The sequence below is a fragment of the Methylomonas sp. EFPC3 genome (assembly GCF_029643245.1).
In the GTDB taxonomy this organism is placed as follows: domain Bacteria; phylum Pseudomonadota; class Gammaproteobacteria; order Methylococcales; family Methylomonadaceae; genus Methylomonas; species Methylomonas koyamae_B.
This window is the reverse complement of record NZ_CP116398.1, coordinates 3,490,694-3,507,613: the sequence shown is the minus strand read 5'-3', so window position 1 is coordinate 3,507,613 and position 16,920 is coordinate 3,490,694. Positions and strand designations below refer to the sequence as shown.

The following is a 16,920-nucleotide window of genomic DNA, read 5'->3' as shown; positions in this document are numbered from 1 at the left end:
CCGCCAAAAACTATCGATGGCTATGCTTAACGACGTTTGAAACGCTTCAGGAAAGAGCGCATTTCCGCTGCCAATGCAAAATAGATGAGCCCTGACATTAAGAATACTTCAAGCGTCCGCTGTGCAGCCATATTAATAAATACGTAATACGGATTGTCTATCGGAAGAACATGAAGCGGAATTTGCTCTACAAAAACAATAGACGAAAACGATATAAACAAATACTTAAATATCCTTAGAAAGTATTGCCCAAGCGACTGCGGCATAAACTCGCTGTATAGAAACACCGGCTTCCATATCCCTATAATTAATAACAGACTGAGCAAAGTGCCCAACGGAATGCCGACTATGCCCAAATAACTGCCGGCCGCGACCGACACGCCAATATTGATTACCGCCTCGGTAATGGGCGCCCACACATCCTTGAATAAGCCAACGGCACTAATAAATTCGTCGTTGGTTTTGCGGGTGAGCATAATGAACAAGTTAAGCATCAAAACAATTTTAATGTCTTCGGGCAAAACAAAACTCTTATCCAACCAAACCGCTATAAATAAATCCACCGTAGTATAAGTTACATAGACCATGCAAGTAGCGATCCAATACCTCGACACCTGCAGCTCCCAAAACACGCGCAGGATCTTCTTTGAGTCTTTTTCCGCCACCAAATTTCCCACCGCAGCATTGGTACTATCAAAAATACTACTAAGCAGAGTGTACAAGGACGCCGTGATCAGGGTGTAGTTAGTATATTTTGTGACCGTTGCCAAATTGGAAAACACATAAATCAATATCCCGGTAACTTGCTGCAAAACGGTAGCGCTGAATTTGTGAAAAAAAGCCTGTTTGGCCTTGGTATAAATAAAGCCGTAACGCCGGGAAAGTTCTCTGCCGGACTTAACGCTAGAAACCAAATCGGGGTAGAGCTTTTTGATTTTTAGATTGATGACCAGAGAGTATACAGACAGGAATGAAAATTCAAGCAGCAGCCAAATATAAAGGCCTCCATCCAAATACAAAAGACAGAGCACTTGCACAACGACTTTTGATATTTTAACGATATTAAATAGCCTGACCTTTATGTAATTGTTCTGGTCGGCGGCAAGCAATGTTTCTTTATAATTAACAAAAAAACCCAATAGCGTCGTGATAAGGTAAGTAAAGAAAGTCGCCCAAATAACCCGATTTTCAAAACCGCTATCTTTAAAAAACTCCGGCAAGAAATAAACCAGCGCCAAACCGCATAACAAAATTATCCAGCCAATACGGTTATAGATGTATGCAAACACCGACACGATTTCGTTGATACCGGATTGGTCTTTCTCATAAATCGGCTTGTACAACGCAAAAGCGACAACTGACGAAAACCCCATTTCCGCCAAGTTTAAAAAGCCCATGATATTCATCATTGCGCTTGTCAAGCCAACAAAATCTTCTCCCAAACACTTTATAAAGACGCTTCTGGATAAAAATGTGGTGATCAGCAGCAACACATAAAAAACCAAGCTAGTCTTCGCGTTTTTTAAGGTTTTTTGTACTCTAGATCCACCCATCGCAAAATATTTTTTAAAAATTAATAATACGAAACGAAATTTTTATGCCGTTTTATTCGAAGCAATACCGGCATCATTCCTGTAATAAGCCCATGTAATACTGTAAAAATATATCAGCATAAAAAACAGCCATAATACATTTGGGCTTTTGAAAATTGAAGCCTCTGTAACATTATGAACCAACCAGACACTAACAAATGACAAGATAATTATATAATTTTGTTCATTTGCCTTTAACATACGAAGTAGGCTTTTTGCAATCTGAAACAACATCGTTAGAAATAGCAAAATCGAAACAACTCCGCCCCTGACCAAAAGATCGAAATAACCGTTATGCAGCTGGCTAAACGGTTGATGGTAAAACTTGAGAAACGTGAATAGGTTATCTTCCCCCCAGCCGAATACAGGCTTTTCACCGAAGCCTTTCATCGCTAATTCCCATAACTCTGTCCGCCCGGTAAATGTAGAATTACGCCCGATAGCCTTAAAAAAATAGTCAATTGAAAAAATATTCGGCTTAACTACAATCAGCACGCTAATACTTATCAACAAAAAAAACAAAGCCGACATTATTTTTAGCGCTTTTACGCTGCTGTTTCCGGATTGAATAAACTTTAACCAGAACACTATAAAGCCGAGCGCCAAGGAAACCAATATAGAAGTCATGCTATCCGCTTTGACGAGACAATAAATAATACTCGTCAACATTATATAAACCATCAATTTTTCGGCTTTAGTTTTGGCGCCTGTCAAATACTGGTAGCACATGGCAACCCAGACGCCATCAACACAAATAGCACCCAATGTATTGGGATGCAAGGTAAACCCCCTTAGGCCAGCCCTATATTCTCCATAAAGTGTGGCCGGCATTTCAGCCATATCCGGCTTGACGAAAGAGAACAAGATTGTGGCAATGAAATATAAAAGAAATATCTTTAATAGAATTCTGAAAAATGCTTCTTTATCATTTATCAATAAACAGACAGCACAGATTGTTACAAAAACCGCCCCGAGCTTATGGACAAAACCGGTTAGCAACTGCCGAGGAAAGTCCGTCCACATTATAGAGGCCAGCGCCAAAAACAGCATTATCAACAACGGCGTCGCTCGCTTTAGTGCAAAACTAAAGAATCCCCATTGATTTCTTAAAAGAATAAACAATGCCGAGATATAAGAAAGAGAAGCGACAATTTGATTTGTCACACTACTTTCCTGTCCAGGAGTGGTATGCAGGATGCTTAGCCCCACTAAAAGAAAAATAAGAACTAATGGAAACAAATACATGCCGCCAACTGACTTGCCCTTTAATACATTCATATCTTTATCGACAGCTCATTCACCAAACACATTTGACTTAATTCAAAACCCATGAACAGCCCCATCTTAATAAGGCTATAATATCGAACGGAATTTATAATCGTACACTCCTAATCCCGCAAAATGGACTTAACAGGTTGGTGAAAAACCATATTTGAGGCGCTAATTTTGCTCAATCGAATCAGCATTTAGTAGGAAAATAGCTTCATCGCCACTAAATATAGAGTCATTCAAAGCCAAAAAAGAGTTTTTCACCAACCTGTTAAGAATTCAACTGATTATTAATCAATAAAAAACCGGCAACCTTAACCTAGAATTACCACCAGCAATATTAAACGGCCAGAGCATGATATTAAGAAGCATCGTCGTCCTCATCGTTTGCGCCGCCACCATCTGTTTTTTCAATTACTTCCCGCAGTTCGACTACTTCGATAACGAATTGTTATCCGATCCAAACTTCAGCAATGGCCTTTCGAATTGGATGCCATCAGAAATTGGCGTAGAAATACAGCCGACAGAAACCCGAACTCACTCAGGCGACAGTGCCAATTTAAGAGTATCAACGCAACCAAGTGTAACGCTCTCAGCCCCAGACTTCGATCACGCCATCCACCTAAGCCAGGCGATTCCACTTGTGCCGACAGGATCATTACTACATGTAAGCAGTTACATAAAAACTTTGGACGTTATCGAAGGCGCTCGCCCTTGGGAAACTGCTCGAATAGTCTTATTGGCGTACGACCATTTTGGTAAAGCAATATATAACCAACCCCACCTATTGATTTCTAAAAATGGCACATCGGATTGGACATACCACGAGCGAGTTTTTCGCGTTAACGAAAATACCACTAAACTTCAATTAATAATTCAATTAATACACGCCAAAGGCCAGCTCGAAGTCAAATCCCCTAGCATTCGCCAAGTAAAACCAAATATCGCATTCGAACGCTACCGGTGCTGGTTTATTGCGATTTGGACATGCCTAGGACTCTGGATCGCATTCCCGTTAGTCTGCAGAGCGGCACAAAGCCGCAATCAGGCCGCAATTTTAGTGATCGGAATTGGAATTCTGGCTGGCGTTTTAATGCCTCAAGCCATCAAAGAATACATCGGCGATATGCTTTGGTCCTCTGCGGATATGGCAGCCGTACATGACCACGGCGAACCAATGAGAGTTTTTAAGCTCACGACGTCGTTACCGGAGCTGGACAAATACAAATACGGCCACTTCGTGATGTTTGCGTTGTTATGCGTCGCAGCCAGTAAACGCAGTCCGTTTAATCCGCCTATTTTCCAAACGGTCCAATTAACCATTTTATTCGCCGTTGCCACCGAGGTACTGCAGTTGTTCGTTCCTGGTCGAGGCCCCCAGCTCGGAGACATCATTATCGACACCGCCGGGATTTTCACTGGCTCCGTGTTATCAATGCTTAGCCGTTTAAAAAAGCATTGATCTGACAATTCAATACGCCTGCTGCCCAATAAACCCCTTGAAAATCGTCAATATCACGATCTTGATATCTAAAATCACCGACCAATTGCGGATGTATTCCAGGTCGTGGTGAATGCGGGCTTCCATTTTGTCGATGGTTTCGGTTTCGCCGCGGCAGCCGCTGATTTGGGCCAGGCCGGTGATGCCGGGTTTCATTTTATGGCGCAGCATGTAGCCCTGGATTTGCTTGCGGTAGTATTCGTTATGGGCGATGGCGTGCGGGCGCGGGCCGACTACGGACATGGTGCCGCTCAGTACGTTCAGAAATTGCGGCAGTTCGTCCAGCGAGGTGCGGCGCAGGAAGCCGCCGAGCGGCGTGACCCGGCTGTCGTTGGCCGTGGCTTGTTTGACGTTGTCGCCGTTTTCGCACACCGTCATCGACCTGAACTTCCAGACTTCGATCGGTTCGCCTTTCACGCCGTAACGCAGTTGTTTGAAAATCACCGGTCCCGGCGAGGTGAGTTTGATGGCGATGGCGATCAGCAGCATCGGGATGGCGATCAGCGGCAGAATCACCGCGCACAGCAATAAGTCTTCCAGCCGCTTGGCGGTGCCGTCCAGCGACGAATTCAGGGGCGTGTCGAATACGCTGACCACCGGAATCCCCTTGACGCTGCTGAGTTTGGATTGCATCAGGTTGAAGGTGAAAAAGTCCGGCACGATATTGACCGACACGGTGCTGTCGGCCAGTTCCTGCACTAATTGGTTGATACGTTTTTCCGCGCGTAGCGGCAGCGTGATGTAGATGTGGTCGATTTCGCCGTGTCTGGCCCGGTCCAGCAGTTCCTTGAAATCGCCGATGATGTTGTCGACCATGTCTTCCTGTTCTCGGCGCTGCTTGTTTTCGATCCGGTCGTCGAAAAAACCGATGAATTGGTAGCCCAGCCAGGGCATTTCGGTCAAGGCAACGTTGAGCCGACGGCCCAGGCCATTGCCGCCGAGGATGGCGTAGGTGCGGGTGTTGATGCCGCGCAGGCGCAGATAGGACAAGGCGGAGCGGCGCAAGGTATGCAAGACGATGATGCTGAGCGGCGCCAATGGCAGCCAAAGTTCCATCACCTCGCGGGAATATTCGAATCCGAAATCGAACACGAAAAAGCCGCCGGCAACTAAGGCAAAGGCAAAAATCCAGGACAGCAAGATACGGATCGCATCGTCGAACATCGGATCGCCGCGCCAGCCGTGGTATATCTCTTGATGTTCGGCGAAGATACCGAACAGCACGGTGCAAACGATGAACAAGCCCAGGTATTCCTTGGTGAAAGGCTCCCGGTAGACGTGCAATGACAAGTAAAGCGTGATGAAGATCAGCGCGGTATCGGTCGCACGTTTGATGCTTTGCAATTCGGGCCGTAGCGGCCGGATAAATCCTTTTGGGCGATACTGAGTCATACCAATACTTTTAGCCAAGTTAACTTCACGTGTCTGCCTGAATTATAGAAGCATACACCCGGCATATTTCGGCTTAATGAAAGCTTAATAAACTGGGGACGCTCTTTTCTCGCTGTGCAGGCCGCTGACTTGCCGGGCCATTTGCGGTTTCGCACCCGGTTTTGGGGGCTTTGGGACCGCAATCTCCTTGTAGTTGTTTGCTCCCTTCTCATTGAGGGATGCGTTTTTTATGAGGACCAACGGAAGCGGACAACGCCATTTCGTCGCAGTCCGCGATAGAGGTTATAACCGCTAACGGTGATGCCGTCCAGTCCAAACTTGGCCGACAATCCCGTCCGTCGGGAACCGATGCCAGTGAAAATGTAGGATTGGCAGCGTTCTTCTGTTATTTTTTACGCTTTTAAGAACCAACCCAGCCAATCGTCCCCCATGAACAACTCTTTCGTTTCGCAAAAACCCATTCCGGTTCGTGACCGCTTGATTATGGCACTGGATGTCGCCAGCATCGCCGAAGCCCAAGCCCTGGTCGAAGAGCTGGGCGATGCGGTGATTTTTTATAAAGTCGGCATGGAATTGTTCATGTCCGGCGATTATTTCGGTTTCATCGAATGGTTGAAGGCGCGCGAAAAGAAAGTCTTCGTCGATCTGAAATTCTTCGACATTCCGGCCACGGTCGGCCGGGCGATCAAGGCTCTGAGCAATAAAGGCGTGGATTTGGCAACGATACACGGCAACGATTCGATCATGGAAGCCGCCGCCGCCGCCAAAGGCGACCTGAAGGTGCTGGCCGTAACGGCACTGACCAGCCTGGACCGCGGCGACCTGGACGACTTGGGTTTCCAATGCGACGTCAAAGAATTGGTGTTGTCGCGGGCCAAGCGGGCGCTGCAAATCGGTTGCGACGGCATCGTCTCGTCCGGCCTGGAAGTGGCGATGATCCGGGAACATCTCGGCGACAAACTGCTGGTCATCACCCCCGGCATCCGTCCGGTCGACAACCGCGAAGACGACGACCAAAAGCGTGCGGTCAGCGTCGAGCAGGCCATCCAAAACGGTGCGGATTACATCGTCGTCGGCCGGCCGATCCGCGACGCCGCCGACCGTAAGGCGATGGCGGAAACAATCCAGAGCCAAATCGCGGCGCAGTTCGCATAAGCTTTGGCGCCGGCTTGCCCCTGCCGCGGAACGATAGTCAATGTCGTTCAATTAAAAGCGGTAGGGGCGGGCCCTGGCCGCGATCAAGCGCCTTCGGTCGCAGGCAGGGCCTGCTCCTATTGCAAATGACTCAGGACGATAACCGGGGATTTAGGGCCGGCACTGGCCCGATGCGCGCCACGCGCATCTTAAAATTTCACTCGCCGGCAAAAGTGGGCATAATGCTCCGGTTTTTTAGTGCGCAGAACCAGCCATGCAATGAAACCAGCGGCCAACATATATTTGATCGGTTTGATGGGCGTCGGTAAGACCACCATCGGCAAACAGCTCGCCAAAACGTTGCAGTGGCCGTTTTACGACAGCGACAAGGTGATCGAGGAATGCACCGGTGTGGATATTCCGACCATTTTTTCCTACGAAGGCGAAGAGGGCTTCCGTTTGCGCGAGCAGGCGGTGATCCATCATTTGTCGATGAAGCAGGGTATTGTCATGGCGACCGGCGGCGGTGCCGTGATCAAACCGGAAAACCGCCAAGCCTTGATCGAAAACGGTTTCGTGGTCTATCTGCAATGCTCGATCGACAAAATTCTGCATCGCACCAAACACGATACGCAACGGCCGTTATTGCGTACCGAAAATCCGCGCCAGCGTTTGCAAACCCTGCTGGCCGAGCGCGACCCTTTATATAGCGCGTGCGCCGATTTCAAAATCGATTCCGGCGTGCTGCCCACCAAGACTGTCGTCAAAACCATTTTGCAGCAGTACCAGGCTGCTCTGGAAGACCATGAAAGAATTGCGAGTTGATTTAGGCAACCAGCGCAGCTATCCGATCTACATCGGTTCCAAGCTGCTGGAGCAACCCGAGCTCTTGCGCCGGCACATCCGGTCCAAGCAAGTGTTGGTCCTCACCAACGAAACGATAGCGCCGTTGTACCTGGCCAAAGTGCTGGCGGGCTTGGCCGATTATCAAACCGATAGCGTGGTGCTGCCTGACGGCGAGCAGTACAAAACCCTGCACTACCTGGAAAAAGTCTTCGACGGCTTGCTGACCAACAAATTTAGCCGCAACGCCACCTTGATCGCACTGGGCGGCGGCGTGATCGGCGACATGGGCGGCTTTGCCGCGGCTTGCTACCAGCGCGGCATCGCTTTCATCCAGATTCCGACCACATTGCTGGCGCAAGTCGACTCTTCGGTCGGCGGCAAGACCGGCGTCAACCACCCGCTGGGCAAAAACATGATCGGCGCCTTCTACCAGCCGCAATGCGTGATCGCCGACGCCGACGTGCTCGATACATTGGACGACCGCCAATTATCGGCCGGTCTGGCGGAAGTCATCAAATACGGCCTGATCCGCGACCCGGAATTTTTGCAGTGGCTGGAAGCCAACTTGCCGCAATTGCTGGCCCGCGATAAAGCCGCGCTGGCTTACGCCATCGAGCGCTCCTGCATCAATAAAGCCGAGGTGGTCGGCGAAGACGAATTCGAATCCGGCGTGCGCGCGACCTTGAACCTGGGCCACACCTTCGGCCATGCCATCGAAACCGGCTGCGGTTACGGCCAATATTTGCACGGCGAGGCGGTCGCGATCGGCACCTGCTTCGCCGCCGATTTATCGCGGCGCCTGGGCTGGTTGAACGACGCCGACGTGGCGCGGATCGTCGCCATCTTCAAAGCTGCCAAACTGCCGGTGACGCCGCCGGCCGAGATGACCAGCGAGCAATACGTCGATTTGATGTCGGTCGACAAGAAAAACGTCGACGGCAAGATTCGGGTGATTTTATTGGAAGCGGTCGGCAAGGCGTCGTTGCCGGTCAACGTCGATTTGGCCCAGTTGCGAGCCACCTTAAACGGCTATGTTGGATAACGACGACCTCACCTACAGCTACCAACGCCGCTCGGTGAATAACAGCCCCGAGCGCGCGCTGATCACGCTGGAGCGTTCGCAAAAACTCGACTTGCTGCTGCATTTGCTGGCAAACCTGCAGCAGTCGTTAATCGTCTGCGGCCCGGCCGGCATCGGCAAATCCACGCTACTGGAAACCGTCCGCCAAAACCGCAAGGACTTGTGGGACGTTGCCCTGTTGCAAGCTACGCCGAACGCCAGTTTCGAAAGCCTGATCGTCGAGTCGCTGCGCGACCTGAAGCTGAAAACCGCTTCCGCTTTCGACATCAACGCCTTGCGCGACGCCTGCGCCCGGCGCAAAGTGGTGCTGCTGATCGACGACGCCGGCGAACTCGGCCCCGGTTTGCTGACCATGCTGATCGAATTGGCCGACTCGATTCCGGGCCTGCGTCTGGTGTTCGCGATGAACCACGACCAATTTCACATCAAAAGCGGCACCGACAAGGTGGTCGAAGAATGCCACTTCATCGAGTTGCCGCCGTTGAGCCGCAAACAATGCGGCGAATATTTGCAGAATTTGTCGGCACAACCCGGCGCGGTGCTGTCGTTCAATGCCATCACCGACAGCCTGGTCGAGCAGGTATATCGCGACACCCACGGCATTCCGGGCAAGATTCTGGCCGAGTTGCCCAAGCTGGCCCATTACCAAGGCCGCAAAACCGCCCGGACCGGGCTGTGGCTGGGCATTGCCGCAATTGCGGCCGGAGCGGGTTATGTCGGGTTCAGCTTGTTGCCTGCCCAACAGGCGCCGCAGCCGTTACCGGCGCCGGTTGCCTTGCCCGAGCCGGCCAAACCGGTTGAGTCGGCGCAGCCAGCGACTGCGGCCGAGCCGAGTCCGCTAGCGCCGCCGCAACCGGCGGAGACAGAACCGGACACTGCTGCGCCGGCAATTCCGGCTGCCGAACCTCCGGCTCCAGCGCCACCAGCCGCGTCAAACCAGGCGCCGAGCCAGCCCCAAATTCCGGCAACAGTGCCGGCCGCAGCCGTTGCGCCTGCCGAACCCGCCCCGGCGCCAGCCAAAACCGGAACGCCGGTGGCGGCCGCGCCAAACCAGGCCGCCGAGACGACGACTACTGCACCGGCTCCCGCCGAGGCCCCGGCAAAACCGGCCCCAACCGAACCCGCCGTTGCTAAAGCCACTGTCGAGCCCGCGCCTGCGCCGGCAACGCCGCCAACACCCGCGGCTCCGGTAAAACCGGCCGAACGCAAACCGGGCAAACCGATCTCCGACGGCGGCGACTACGATTGGATCATGACCCAGCCGCCGAATAACTTTACCTTGCAGGTCATGGTGCTGTCCGACAAGGCCGCCGTCACCCGCTTTCTGAAAAAATACGCCGACTACCGCGATGCGTTAACCTACTATCCGATTAACAAAGGCGAGCAAGAAAAATACGTGCTGATTTATGGCTCGTTTGCCACGGCCGCCGAGGCGCAACAATTCAAGGCGGTCATGCCCAACGAATTCAAACAGGCGCTGGAAAAACGCTTTCGTGCCGTGCAAAAAGAAAGCCGCCGCTGATTCATACCATCCCACCGAAACATGAGCCAACTACAAAACGATTTATTCCTGCGCGCCCTGTTGAGACAACCGGTCGAACGCACCCCAAGCTGGATGATGCGCCAAGCCGGACGCTATTTACCGGAGTACCGCGCCGTACGCGCCAAGGCCGGCAGTTTCATGCAACTGTGCACCAATCCGGAATTGGCCTGCGAGGTGACCTTGCAGCCACTGGAGCGCTACGGCTTCGACGCCGCAATTCTGTTCTCCGACATTCTGACCATCCCGGATGCGATGGGTCTGGGCCTGTCGTTCTCGGAAGGCGAAGGCCCGCAATTCGCCCGGCCGGTCCGAACCGCCGCCGACATCGCCAACTTGGCGATCCCCGATCCGGAAGCCGAATTGCGCTATGTGATCGACGCGGTGCGCCTGATCAAAACCAATTTGCAAGGCCGGGTGCCGCTGATCGGTTTTTCCGGCAGCCCGTGGACGCTGGCGACCTATATGGTGGAAGGCAAAAGCAGCAAGAGCTTTCAAAAGGTCAAAAGCCTGATGTTCGAGCAGCCGCAGCTGATGCACCAAATGCTGGACACCCTGGCGCAGGCGGTTGCCGCCTATCTGAACGCGCAGATCGCCGCCGGCGCCGACGCGGTGATGGTGTTCGACACCTGGGGCGGCATGCTCAGCCATGCCGATTATCTGGAGTTTTCCTTGCGCTATGCCCGGCAAGTCAGGGACTTGTTGCAAACCCAGCGCGACGGCAAACAAATTCCGACCATCCTGTTCACCAAAGGCGGCGGTTTGTGGCTGGAGGCGATGGCCGACAGCGGCTACGATGCGCTGGGCCTGGATTGGCAGACCGATATCGGTCAGGCCAGGGCCAGAGTCGGCGACCGGGTGGCGTTGCAGGGCAACATGGACCCGATCACGCTCTACGCCAAACCCGACGTGATCCGCGCCAAAGTCGGCGACGTGCTGGCCGGCTTCGGTAACGGTTCCGGCCATGTATTCAATCTGGGCCACGGCATATTGCCGGATATCGATCCGGAGCACGTCAAGGCCATGGTCGATGCGGTCCGCGAATTGAGTCCGCAATACCACGCCTCCGGCGCCTGACGCGGCGCGTTCGATCGAGACCGCGGCATGTGGTTGCAAAAACGTCTTCAACTGACCGCCAAACCGCGCGGGTTCCATCTGGTGACGCGGGAAATCGTCAGCCAACTGCCGGAACTGGACCGGATCGAAATCGGTCTGGCCCACATTTTTCTGCAACACACCTCGGCGTCGCTGGCGATTAACGAAAACGCAGACGCCGACGTCCGCCGCGATCTGGAAAGTTATTTTTCCCGGGCCGTAGCCGAAAATGAACCCTATTACCGGCACACGCTCGAAGGTCCGGATGATATGCCGGCGCACATTAAAACCGTCATTCTGGGGAGTTCTCTGTCCATCCCCATCAGCGACGGCCAATTGGCACTGGGTATCTGGCAAGGCATCTATTTATGCGAGCACCGTAACCACGCCGGCAGCCGCAACATCATCGTCACGCTGCACGGCGAATAAAGAGGTATTTATGAAATTGATTAGATCGACGGCAATCCTGGTTTTGGCATCATTCGGTTTTTCGGCCTGCGCCGAACAACCCGCGGCCGGCGGCCCGGAAATGACCGTTTATCGCAGCCCGACCTGCGGTTGCTGCGGCAAATGGCTGGAACACGCCAGACAAAGCGGCTTCAAGATCAAGGACGTGATCAGCGACGACATGGACGCGATCAAAGCCCGCTACGGCGTCCCGGAAAAACTGGCGTCCTGCCATACCGCGATAGTCGACGGCTATGTGGTCGAAGGCCATGTCCCGGCCGGCGACATCCAAAAAATGCTGCAAGCCAAACCCCAAGTCACCGGTCTGGCCGCGCCCGGCATGCCGATGGGCAGCCCCGGCATGGAAATGGGCGGGCGCCAGGATGCTTACCAAGTGGTTTCGTTCGACAAATCGGGCAAAGCCGACGTATTTGCCGAGCACGGCGACAAACGCTGATCCCGCTAATGGCCGGACATAAAGCGCTGGTAACCGGAGCCACCGGTTTCATCGGCGGCGTACTTTGCGGCAAGTTAAAACAACTTGGCTATACCGTGGTCAGCGCCGGCCGCGCCGACGCCGCCGATTTTTATTGGGATCTGGCGACCGCTGCGGACGCGCCCGACCTGCTCGGTGCCGGTGTCGATACAGTGTTCCACTTGGCCGGTAAAGCCCATGCGCTGGCCGAGAATCGGCAGGACGCGGCGGAGTACCGACAAATCAACAGCGAAGCCACGCGCAAACTTCTGCTCGCTGCGCAGCGGGCCGGCGTGCAGCGCTTCGTCTATTTCAGCAGCGTCAAGGCGGCAGGCGAAGACAACCGGCAACCGCAGGACGAAACCGCCGCAGCGCCGGCCGCCGATCCTTACGGCCAGTCCAAATACGCCGCCGAACAATTGGTTTTGTGCGGCGGCTATGTGCCGCATCCGGTGGTGATCCGGCCCAGCATGGTCTACGGCAACAGCGGCAAAGGCAATCTGCCGCGGATGATAGAGGCGATCCGGAAAGGCCTGTTTCCGCCGCTGCCGCCGGGCAACCGCCGTTCGATGGTGCACGTCGACGACGCCGCCGCCGCGGCGATACTGGCCGCGGAACGGCAGCAAGCCGCCGGCCAAGTTTATATCGTGACCGACGGTCAATGCTATTCCACCCGCGACATCTACGACCTGATCCGCGCGGCGCTCGGAAAGCCCCCGGTTAGCGGGTCGCTGCCGTTACCGTTGTTGCAGGCAGCCGCCAAATTCGGCGACCTTTACGGCCGTCTCGCCGGGCGGCGTTTCCCGCTGGATAGCGACAGTTTGGATAAATTAACCGGCTCGGCCTGGTATTCGTCTGCTAAAATCCGCCGCGATTTGGGCTTCGAGCCCGAGCATACGCTCCGCGACACCTTGCCGGAGATCATTCGTTATTTAAGCCATCGGGCGTGATGCTACTTTTCTGCGTTATTTTCGCGCTGTCGGCGCTGCTGACCGGCCTGATCCGCCGTTATGCGCTCGCTAATCAAGTTCTGGATATTCCCAATCAGCGCAGTTCGCATAGCGTACCGACCCCGCGCGGCGGCGGTTTGGCCATCGTGCTCGGTTTTAGCGCGGCCTGCCTCTGGCTGTTCTCGACCGCTCAACTCGGCGCAGAGCGTTTTGCAATGCTGGCCGCGGCGCTGCCGGTAGCAGGCGTCGGTTTCTGGGACGACCACGGCGGCGTCGCCGCGCGCTGGCGCTTTGCCATCCACCTGTTGGCTGCTGCATGCGGCGTCAGCCTGATGCAAGGCTTGCCGCCGCTGTTGGTGCCGGCACCGTTCGACGCCATGCTCGGCCTGCGCTTCTTCAATCCAGGCTGGCTCGGTTATCCGCTCGCCATTCTGTTTCTGGTCTGGGCGCTGAATTTGTTCAACTTCATGGACGGCACCGACGGCATCGCCGCCTCGGAAGCCATCTTCGTCTGCCTGGTGCTGGCCGGCTATCTGCTACACCTCGACCGCGCGCTATGCGCGTTAGCCGCCGGTCTGGCGGCGGCGAGTGCCGGTTTTTTGTGCTGGAACTGGCCGAAAGCCAAAATCTTCATGGGCGATGTCGGCAGCGGTTTCGTCGGCCTGGTGTTGGGCTTGCTGATCTTGCTGGCCGCGCAACAGGCGGCGGTATTGTTGTACTGCGGGCTGATCCTGTTCGGTCTGTTCGTGGTCGATGCCAGTTATACCTTGGCCTACCGCCTGATTAGCGGCCAACAGTGGTACGCGGCGCATTGTTCGCACACTTATCAGCACGCCGCCAAGCGCTACGGCCATTTGCCGGTACTGATGGCTTGCTGGGCCATCAATCTGGGCTGGCTGCTGCCATGCTCGGCCTGGGCCTTTTTGCATCCGTCCCACGCCCTGGCCGCAGTGGCGGCCGCTTATCTGCCCTTACTCTATCTGGCCTACCGTTTCCAGGCCGGCCGCACCGGGTGCGTCGCATCGTGACCTTCCACTTCCGCTCGCGCACTACCATTTTTCTGCACGACCTGTGCATGATCCCGCTGGCCTGGTTCGGCGCCTATTGGTTGCGCTTCAATCTGCAGCAGATCCCGGACGAATTTTTTTACCCGGCCTTGTTGTTTTTGCCGCTGGTGATGGCGATTCAAGTCACGCTGTTTTGGGTGTTCGGGCTTTACCGCGGGGTCTGGCGGTTTTCCTCGCTGCCGGATCTAATCCGGATCGGGAAGGCGGTATTGGCCGGCATCTTTCTGATCGCCTCGTCGCTGTTCTTGTACGACCGGCTGGCGGGCGTGCCGCGCTCGGTAGTGCCGCTTTACGTACTGACCTTGTTCTCGCTACTCAGCGTGCCGCGTCTGGTATACCGGTTCTGGAAGGAACGCGCCTTCGTCGATCGGATCGGCCGGAGGGCCCTGATCGTCGGCGCCGGCGCCGCCGGCGAAATGCTGATCCGCGATCTACTGACCACGCCGGACAGCGGCTACGTGCCGGTCGTGTTTGCCGACGACAATCCGGCCAAATTCAGGCGAGAAATTCGCGGCATCCGGGTTGCCGGCAATGTCAGCCAGATTCCGGCTCTGGTCAAGCAATGGGATATCGAGGTGGTACTGATCGCGGTGCCATCGGCCAGCGACGCCCAAATGCAGCGTATCGTCGAAATCTGCGAGACCAGTAAAGTACCCTTCAAAACCCTGCCGTCGGTCAAGGAATTGCTCAGCGGTGCCGTGGCCAAGACCGCACTGCGTAACGTATCGATCAAGGACATTCTAGGCCGCACGCCGATCAAGCTGGATTGGCGGGGAATCAAGAGCCACTTGCACGGCAAGACCGTGCTCGTTACCGGCGGCGGCGGCTCGATCGGCTCCGAACTTTGCAAACAACTGGCCGGAACCCAGCCGCGCAAGCTGATCGTGTTCGATCAATGCGAATTCAACCTGTACAAAATCGACGCCGAATTACAGCGGCGCTTTCCGGAGTTGTTGCGGGTTGCCGTGCTCGGCGACGTTGCCGATCCGGTCGCGGTACAGCGGGTGATTCGCGAGCAGAAGCCGGAAATCGTGTTTCATGCCGCTGCCTACAAACACGTGCCGCTACTGCAAAACCAGGTGCGGGAAGCGCTGCATAACAACCTGATCGGCACCAAAATCCTGGCCGAAGCCGCCATGGCCGCCGGAGTGGCCCGCTTTGTATTGATTTCCACCGACAAGGCGGTCAACCCCACCAACGTGATGGGTGCCACCAAACGCGCCGCCGAAATCCTGTGCCAGAATCTGGATCGCCGCGGCAGCACCCGTTTCACGACGGTGCGGTTCGGCAATGTCCTGGACTCGGCCGGCAGCGTGGTGCCCTTGTTCCGCGAACAAATCCAGGCCGGCGGTCCGGTCACCGTGACTCATCCGGACATCACCCGCTACTTCATGACCATTCCGGAAGCCTGCCAACTCATCATGCAGGCCGAAACCATCGGCCAGGGCGGCGAAGTTTTCGTGTTGGACATGGGCGAGCCGGTCAAAATCAGCTATCTGGCGGAACAGATGATCCGCCTCAGCGGCAAACAGCCGGGCACCGACATCAAAATCGAATACGTCGGCCTGCGCCCCGGCGAGAAACTGTACGAGGAGCTGTTTCACGAACAGGAACAACTGCTGCCGACCGGCCACGAGAAGCTGCGCCTGGCCAAAGCCCGAATTTACGATAGCGAAGAATGGAGCCAGCGAATCGAGTCCTTGCAACAGGCTTGCGCCTGCCGCGATAACGCCACGCTTTTGGCCGACTTGCAGAGTTTGGTGCCGGAATTCGAGTGCCGGCCTTAGCCGTGCCGCTCCCCGATCCGATAGCAGTACAAGCGAGTAGCGCGCCGGTCCGCCAAATGGATTTCCGCGCTAACCGGCCAATCGGGTAGCGGAAACGACGACGACACGAACAGGCTGCCGGGCCGCATTTCCTGCTCCAGTTTCCGACCCAGGCGCCGCATCACCGCCGGCGACAGGAAGGCAAACACCAGATCGAACCGACCCAAATCGCAATCCCAGAAACTGCCACCGACGACCGTGGCATTGACCAGCTTCCGGCACCGCCAACGCGCCGCCAGATAGGGCAGCGGCGCCCGCTCCTGCGCCGTCACCCGCAACTCGGGCATGGTTGCAGCCAAAGGCGCCGTCACGCTGGCGACGCCGGCGCCGAGGTCGATAAACGCCTGAGCCCGCTCCCGCACCGCAATATCCCGCAAGGCTGCTGCGACGGCCGGCGAGGACAAAAACAACGGCACGTCGCCGCCGGCCGTTCCCCAGAATACCAAAGCCATCAGCAAACCCGCGCCCAGATAAGCCCAGGCCGGCAACTGCAGGCTGACAGCGAACAACACGGCGGGGAAAAATAGCAGATGGATCGGCAGCCACCACAAAGGTTGCCGTAACAGGCGGGATAACAGCGCCGCAATCGCAGCTTGCGACGCCGACGCCCAGCGCGCTTCCAATATGTCCGGCCAGAGACGAAGCGCCAACCAGACGCCGGCCAGCGCCAGCAACTGGCTGATCGCCGCTTTCAGCAATTGCACG

General features: G+C 55.1%; 15 protein-coding genes. 11 read left to right on the top strand and 4 right to left on the bottom strand.

The features are described from left to right. Nucleotides 1-26 precede the first annotated feature (26 nt). Both PL263_RS15740 and PL263_RS15735 read right to left on the bottom strand, forming a co-directional pair. A complete protein-coding gene (locus tag PL263_RS15740) occupies nt 27-1,493 on the bottom strand; it encodes a hypothetical protein (RefSeq protein WP_278210238.1) in 1,467 nt (488 codons plus the stop codon). A gap of 102 nt (nt 1,494-1,595) precedes the next feature. After that, complete coding sequence (locus tag PL263_RS15735; protein WP_278210236.1) at nt 1,596-2,870, bottom strand: O-antigen ligase family protein; 1,275 nt, start codon at nt 2,868-2,870, stop codon at nt 1,596-1,598. A 346-nt stretch (nt 2,871-3,216) separates the two neighbouring features. Here PL263_RS15735 and PL263_RS15730 point away from each other — a divergent pair, with 346 nt between their 5' ends. Further along, nucleotides 3,217-4,323: a VanZ family protein gene (locus tag PL263_RS15730; RefSeq protein WP_278210235.1), complete on the top strand. Its 1,107-nt coding sequence runs from the start codon at nt 3,217-3,219 to the stop codon at nt 4,321-4,323. Between the two features lie 9 nt (nt 4,324-4,332). On the opposite strand, the gene PL263_RS15725 is transcribed toward PL263_RS15730, so the two are convergent. Then, entirely contained in the window at nt 4,333-5,754 is a 1,422-nt protein-coding gene (locus tag PL263_RS15725) for an undecaprenyl-phosphate glucose phosphotransferase (RefSeq protein ID WP_278210233.1), read from the bottom strand. 429 nt (nt 5,755-6,183) lie between these two features. Here PL263_RS15725 and pyrF point away from each other — a divergent pair, with 429 nt between their 5' ends. From pyrF to PL263_RS15675, 10 genes are all read left to right on the top strand, one after another. Further along, nucleotides 6,184-6,909, top strand: coding sequence for an orotidine-5'-phosphate decarboxylase (gene pyrF, locus PL263_RS15720; RefSeq protein ID WP_278210232.1), 726 nt, complete (start codon nt 6,184-6,186; stop codon nt 6,907-6,909). A gap of 258 nt (nt 6,910-7,167) precedes the next feature. Further along, complete coding sequence (gene aroK, locus PL263_RS15715) at nt 7,168-7,713, top strand: shikimate kinase AroK (RefSeq protein ID WP_140910714.1); 546 nt, start codon at nt 7,168-7,170, stop codon at nt 7,711-7,713. Next, complete coding sequence (aroB, locus tag PL263_RS15710) at nt 7,694-8,776, top strand: 3-dehydroquinate synthase (protein WP_278210231.1); 1,083 nt, start codon at nt 7,694-7,696, stop codon at nt 8,774-8,776. Before aroK ends, aroB begins: the two co-directional genes overlap by 20 nt. Further along, a complete protein-coding gene (locus PL263_RS15705; RefSeq protein ID WP_278210230.1) occupies nt 8,766-10,337 on the top strand; it encodes an AAA family ATPase in 1,572 nt (523 codons plus the stop codon). Before aroB ends, PL263_RS15705 begins: the two co-directional genes overlap by 11 nt. A gap of 21 nt (nt 10,338-10,358) precedes the next feature. Further along, nucleotides 10,359-11,432 (top strand): uroporphyrinogen decarboxylase, encoded by a 1,074-nt coding sequence (hemE, locus tag PL263_RS15700; protein WP_278210229.1) that lies wholly within the window; start codon nt 10,359-10,361, stop codon nt 11,430-11,432. A gap of 27 nt (nt 11,433-11,459) precedes the next feature. Continuing rightward, the gene (locus PL263_RS15695; protein WP_140910718.1) at nt 11,460-11,879 is read left to right on the top strand and encodes a secondary thiamine-phosphate synthase enzyme YjbQ; all 420 of its coding nucleotides are present in this window, start codon (nt 11,460-11,462) and stop codon (nt 11,877-11,879) included. A 10-nt stretch (nt 11,880-11,889) separates the two neighbouring features. After that, on the top strand, nt 11,890-12,354 hold the full coding sequence (locus PL263_RS15690; RefSeq protein ID WP_278210226.1) for a DUF411 domain-containing protein: 465 nt from the start codon (nt 11,890-11,892) through the stop codon (nt 12,352-12,354). Nucleotides 12,355-12,362: 8 nt separating this feature from the next. Then, a complete protein-coding gene (locus PL263_RS15685; RefSeq protein WP_278210224.1) occupies nt 12,363-13,322 on the top strand; it encodes an NAD-dependent epimerase/dehydratase family protein in 960 nt (319 codons plus the stop codon). Further along, entirely contained in the window at nt 13,322-14,350 is a 1,029-nt protein-coding gene (locus tag PL263_RS15680) for a glycosyltransferase family 4 protein (protein ID WP_278212888.1), read from the top strand. Before PL263_RS15685 ends, PL263_RS15680 begins: the two co-directional genes overlap by 1 nt. Beyond that, nucleotides 14,347-16,176: a nucleoside-diphosphate sugar epimerase/dehydratase gene (locus tag PL263_RS15675; protein ID WP_278210223.1), complete on the top strand. Its 1,830-nt coding sequence runs from the start codon at nt 14,347-14,349 to the stop codon at nt 16,174-16,176. The genes PL263_RS15680 and PL263_RS15675 overlap by 4 nt, the downstream gene beginning before the upstream one ends. Here PL263_RS15675 and PL263_RS15670 read toward each other — a convergent pair. Beyond that, complete coding sequence (locus PL263_RS15670; RefSeq protein ID WP_278210221.1) at nt 16,173-16,919, bottom strand: hypothetical protein; 747 nt, start codon at nt 16,917-16,919, stop codon at nt 16,173-16,175. The two genes, PL263_RS15675 and PL263_RS15670, sit on opposite strands and share 4 nt — an antisense overlap. Nucleotide 16,920 lies beyond the last annotated feature (1 nt).

Excerpts from the sequence above, each read along its gene's own strand:
- PL263_RS15690 (WP_278210226.1), top strand. The coding sequence starts at position 11,890 with ATGAAATTGATTAGATCGACGGCAATCCTGGTTTTGGCATCATTCGGT.
- aroK (WP_140910714.1), top strand. The coding sequence starts at position 7,168 with ATGAAACCAGCGGCCAACATATATTTGATCGGTTTGATGGGCGTCGGT.
- hemE (WP_278210229.1), top strand. The coding sequence starts at position 10,359 with ATGAGCCAACTACAAAACGATTTATTCCTGCGCGCCCTGTTGAGACAA.
- PL263_RS15695 (WP_140910718.1), top strand. The coding sequence starts at position 11,460 with ATGTGGTTGCAAAAACGTCTTCAACTGACCGCCAAACCGCGCGGGTTC.
- aroB (WP_278210231.1), top strand. The coding sequence starts at position 7,694 with ATGAAAGAATTGCGAGTTGATTTAGGCAACCAGCGCAGCTATCCGATC.
- PL263_RS15685 (WP_278210224.1), top strand. The coding sequence starts at position 12,363 with ATGGCCGGACATAAAGCGCTGGTAACCGGAGCCACCGGTTTCATCGGC.
- PL263_RS15730 (WP_278210235.1), top strand. The coding sequence starts at position 3,217 with ATGATATTAAGAAGCATCGTCGTCCTCATCGTTTGCGCCGCCACCATC.
- PL263_RS15705 (WP_278210230.1), top strand. The coding sequence starts at position 8,766 with ATGTTGGATAACGACGACCTCACCTACAGCTACCAACGCCGCTCGGTG.
- PL263_RS15735 (WP_278210236.1), bottom strand. The coding sequence starts at position 2,870 with ATGAATGTATTAAAGGGCAAGTCAGTTGGCGGCATGTATTTGTTTCCA.
- pyrF (WP_278210232.1), top strand. The coding sequence starts at position 6,184 with ATGAACAACTCTTTCGTTTCGCAAAAACCCATTCCGGTTCGTGACCGC.
- PL263_RS15725 (WP_278210233.1), bottom strand. The coding sequence starts at position 5,754 with ATGACTCAGTATCGCCCAAAAGGATTTATCCGGCCGCTACGGCCCGAA.
- PL263_RS15680 (WP_278212888.1), top strand. The coding sequence starts at position 13,322 with ATGCTACTTTTCTGCGTTATTTTCGCGCTGTCGGCGCTGCTGACCGGC.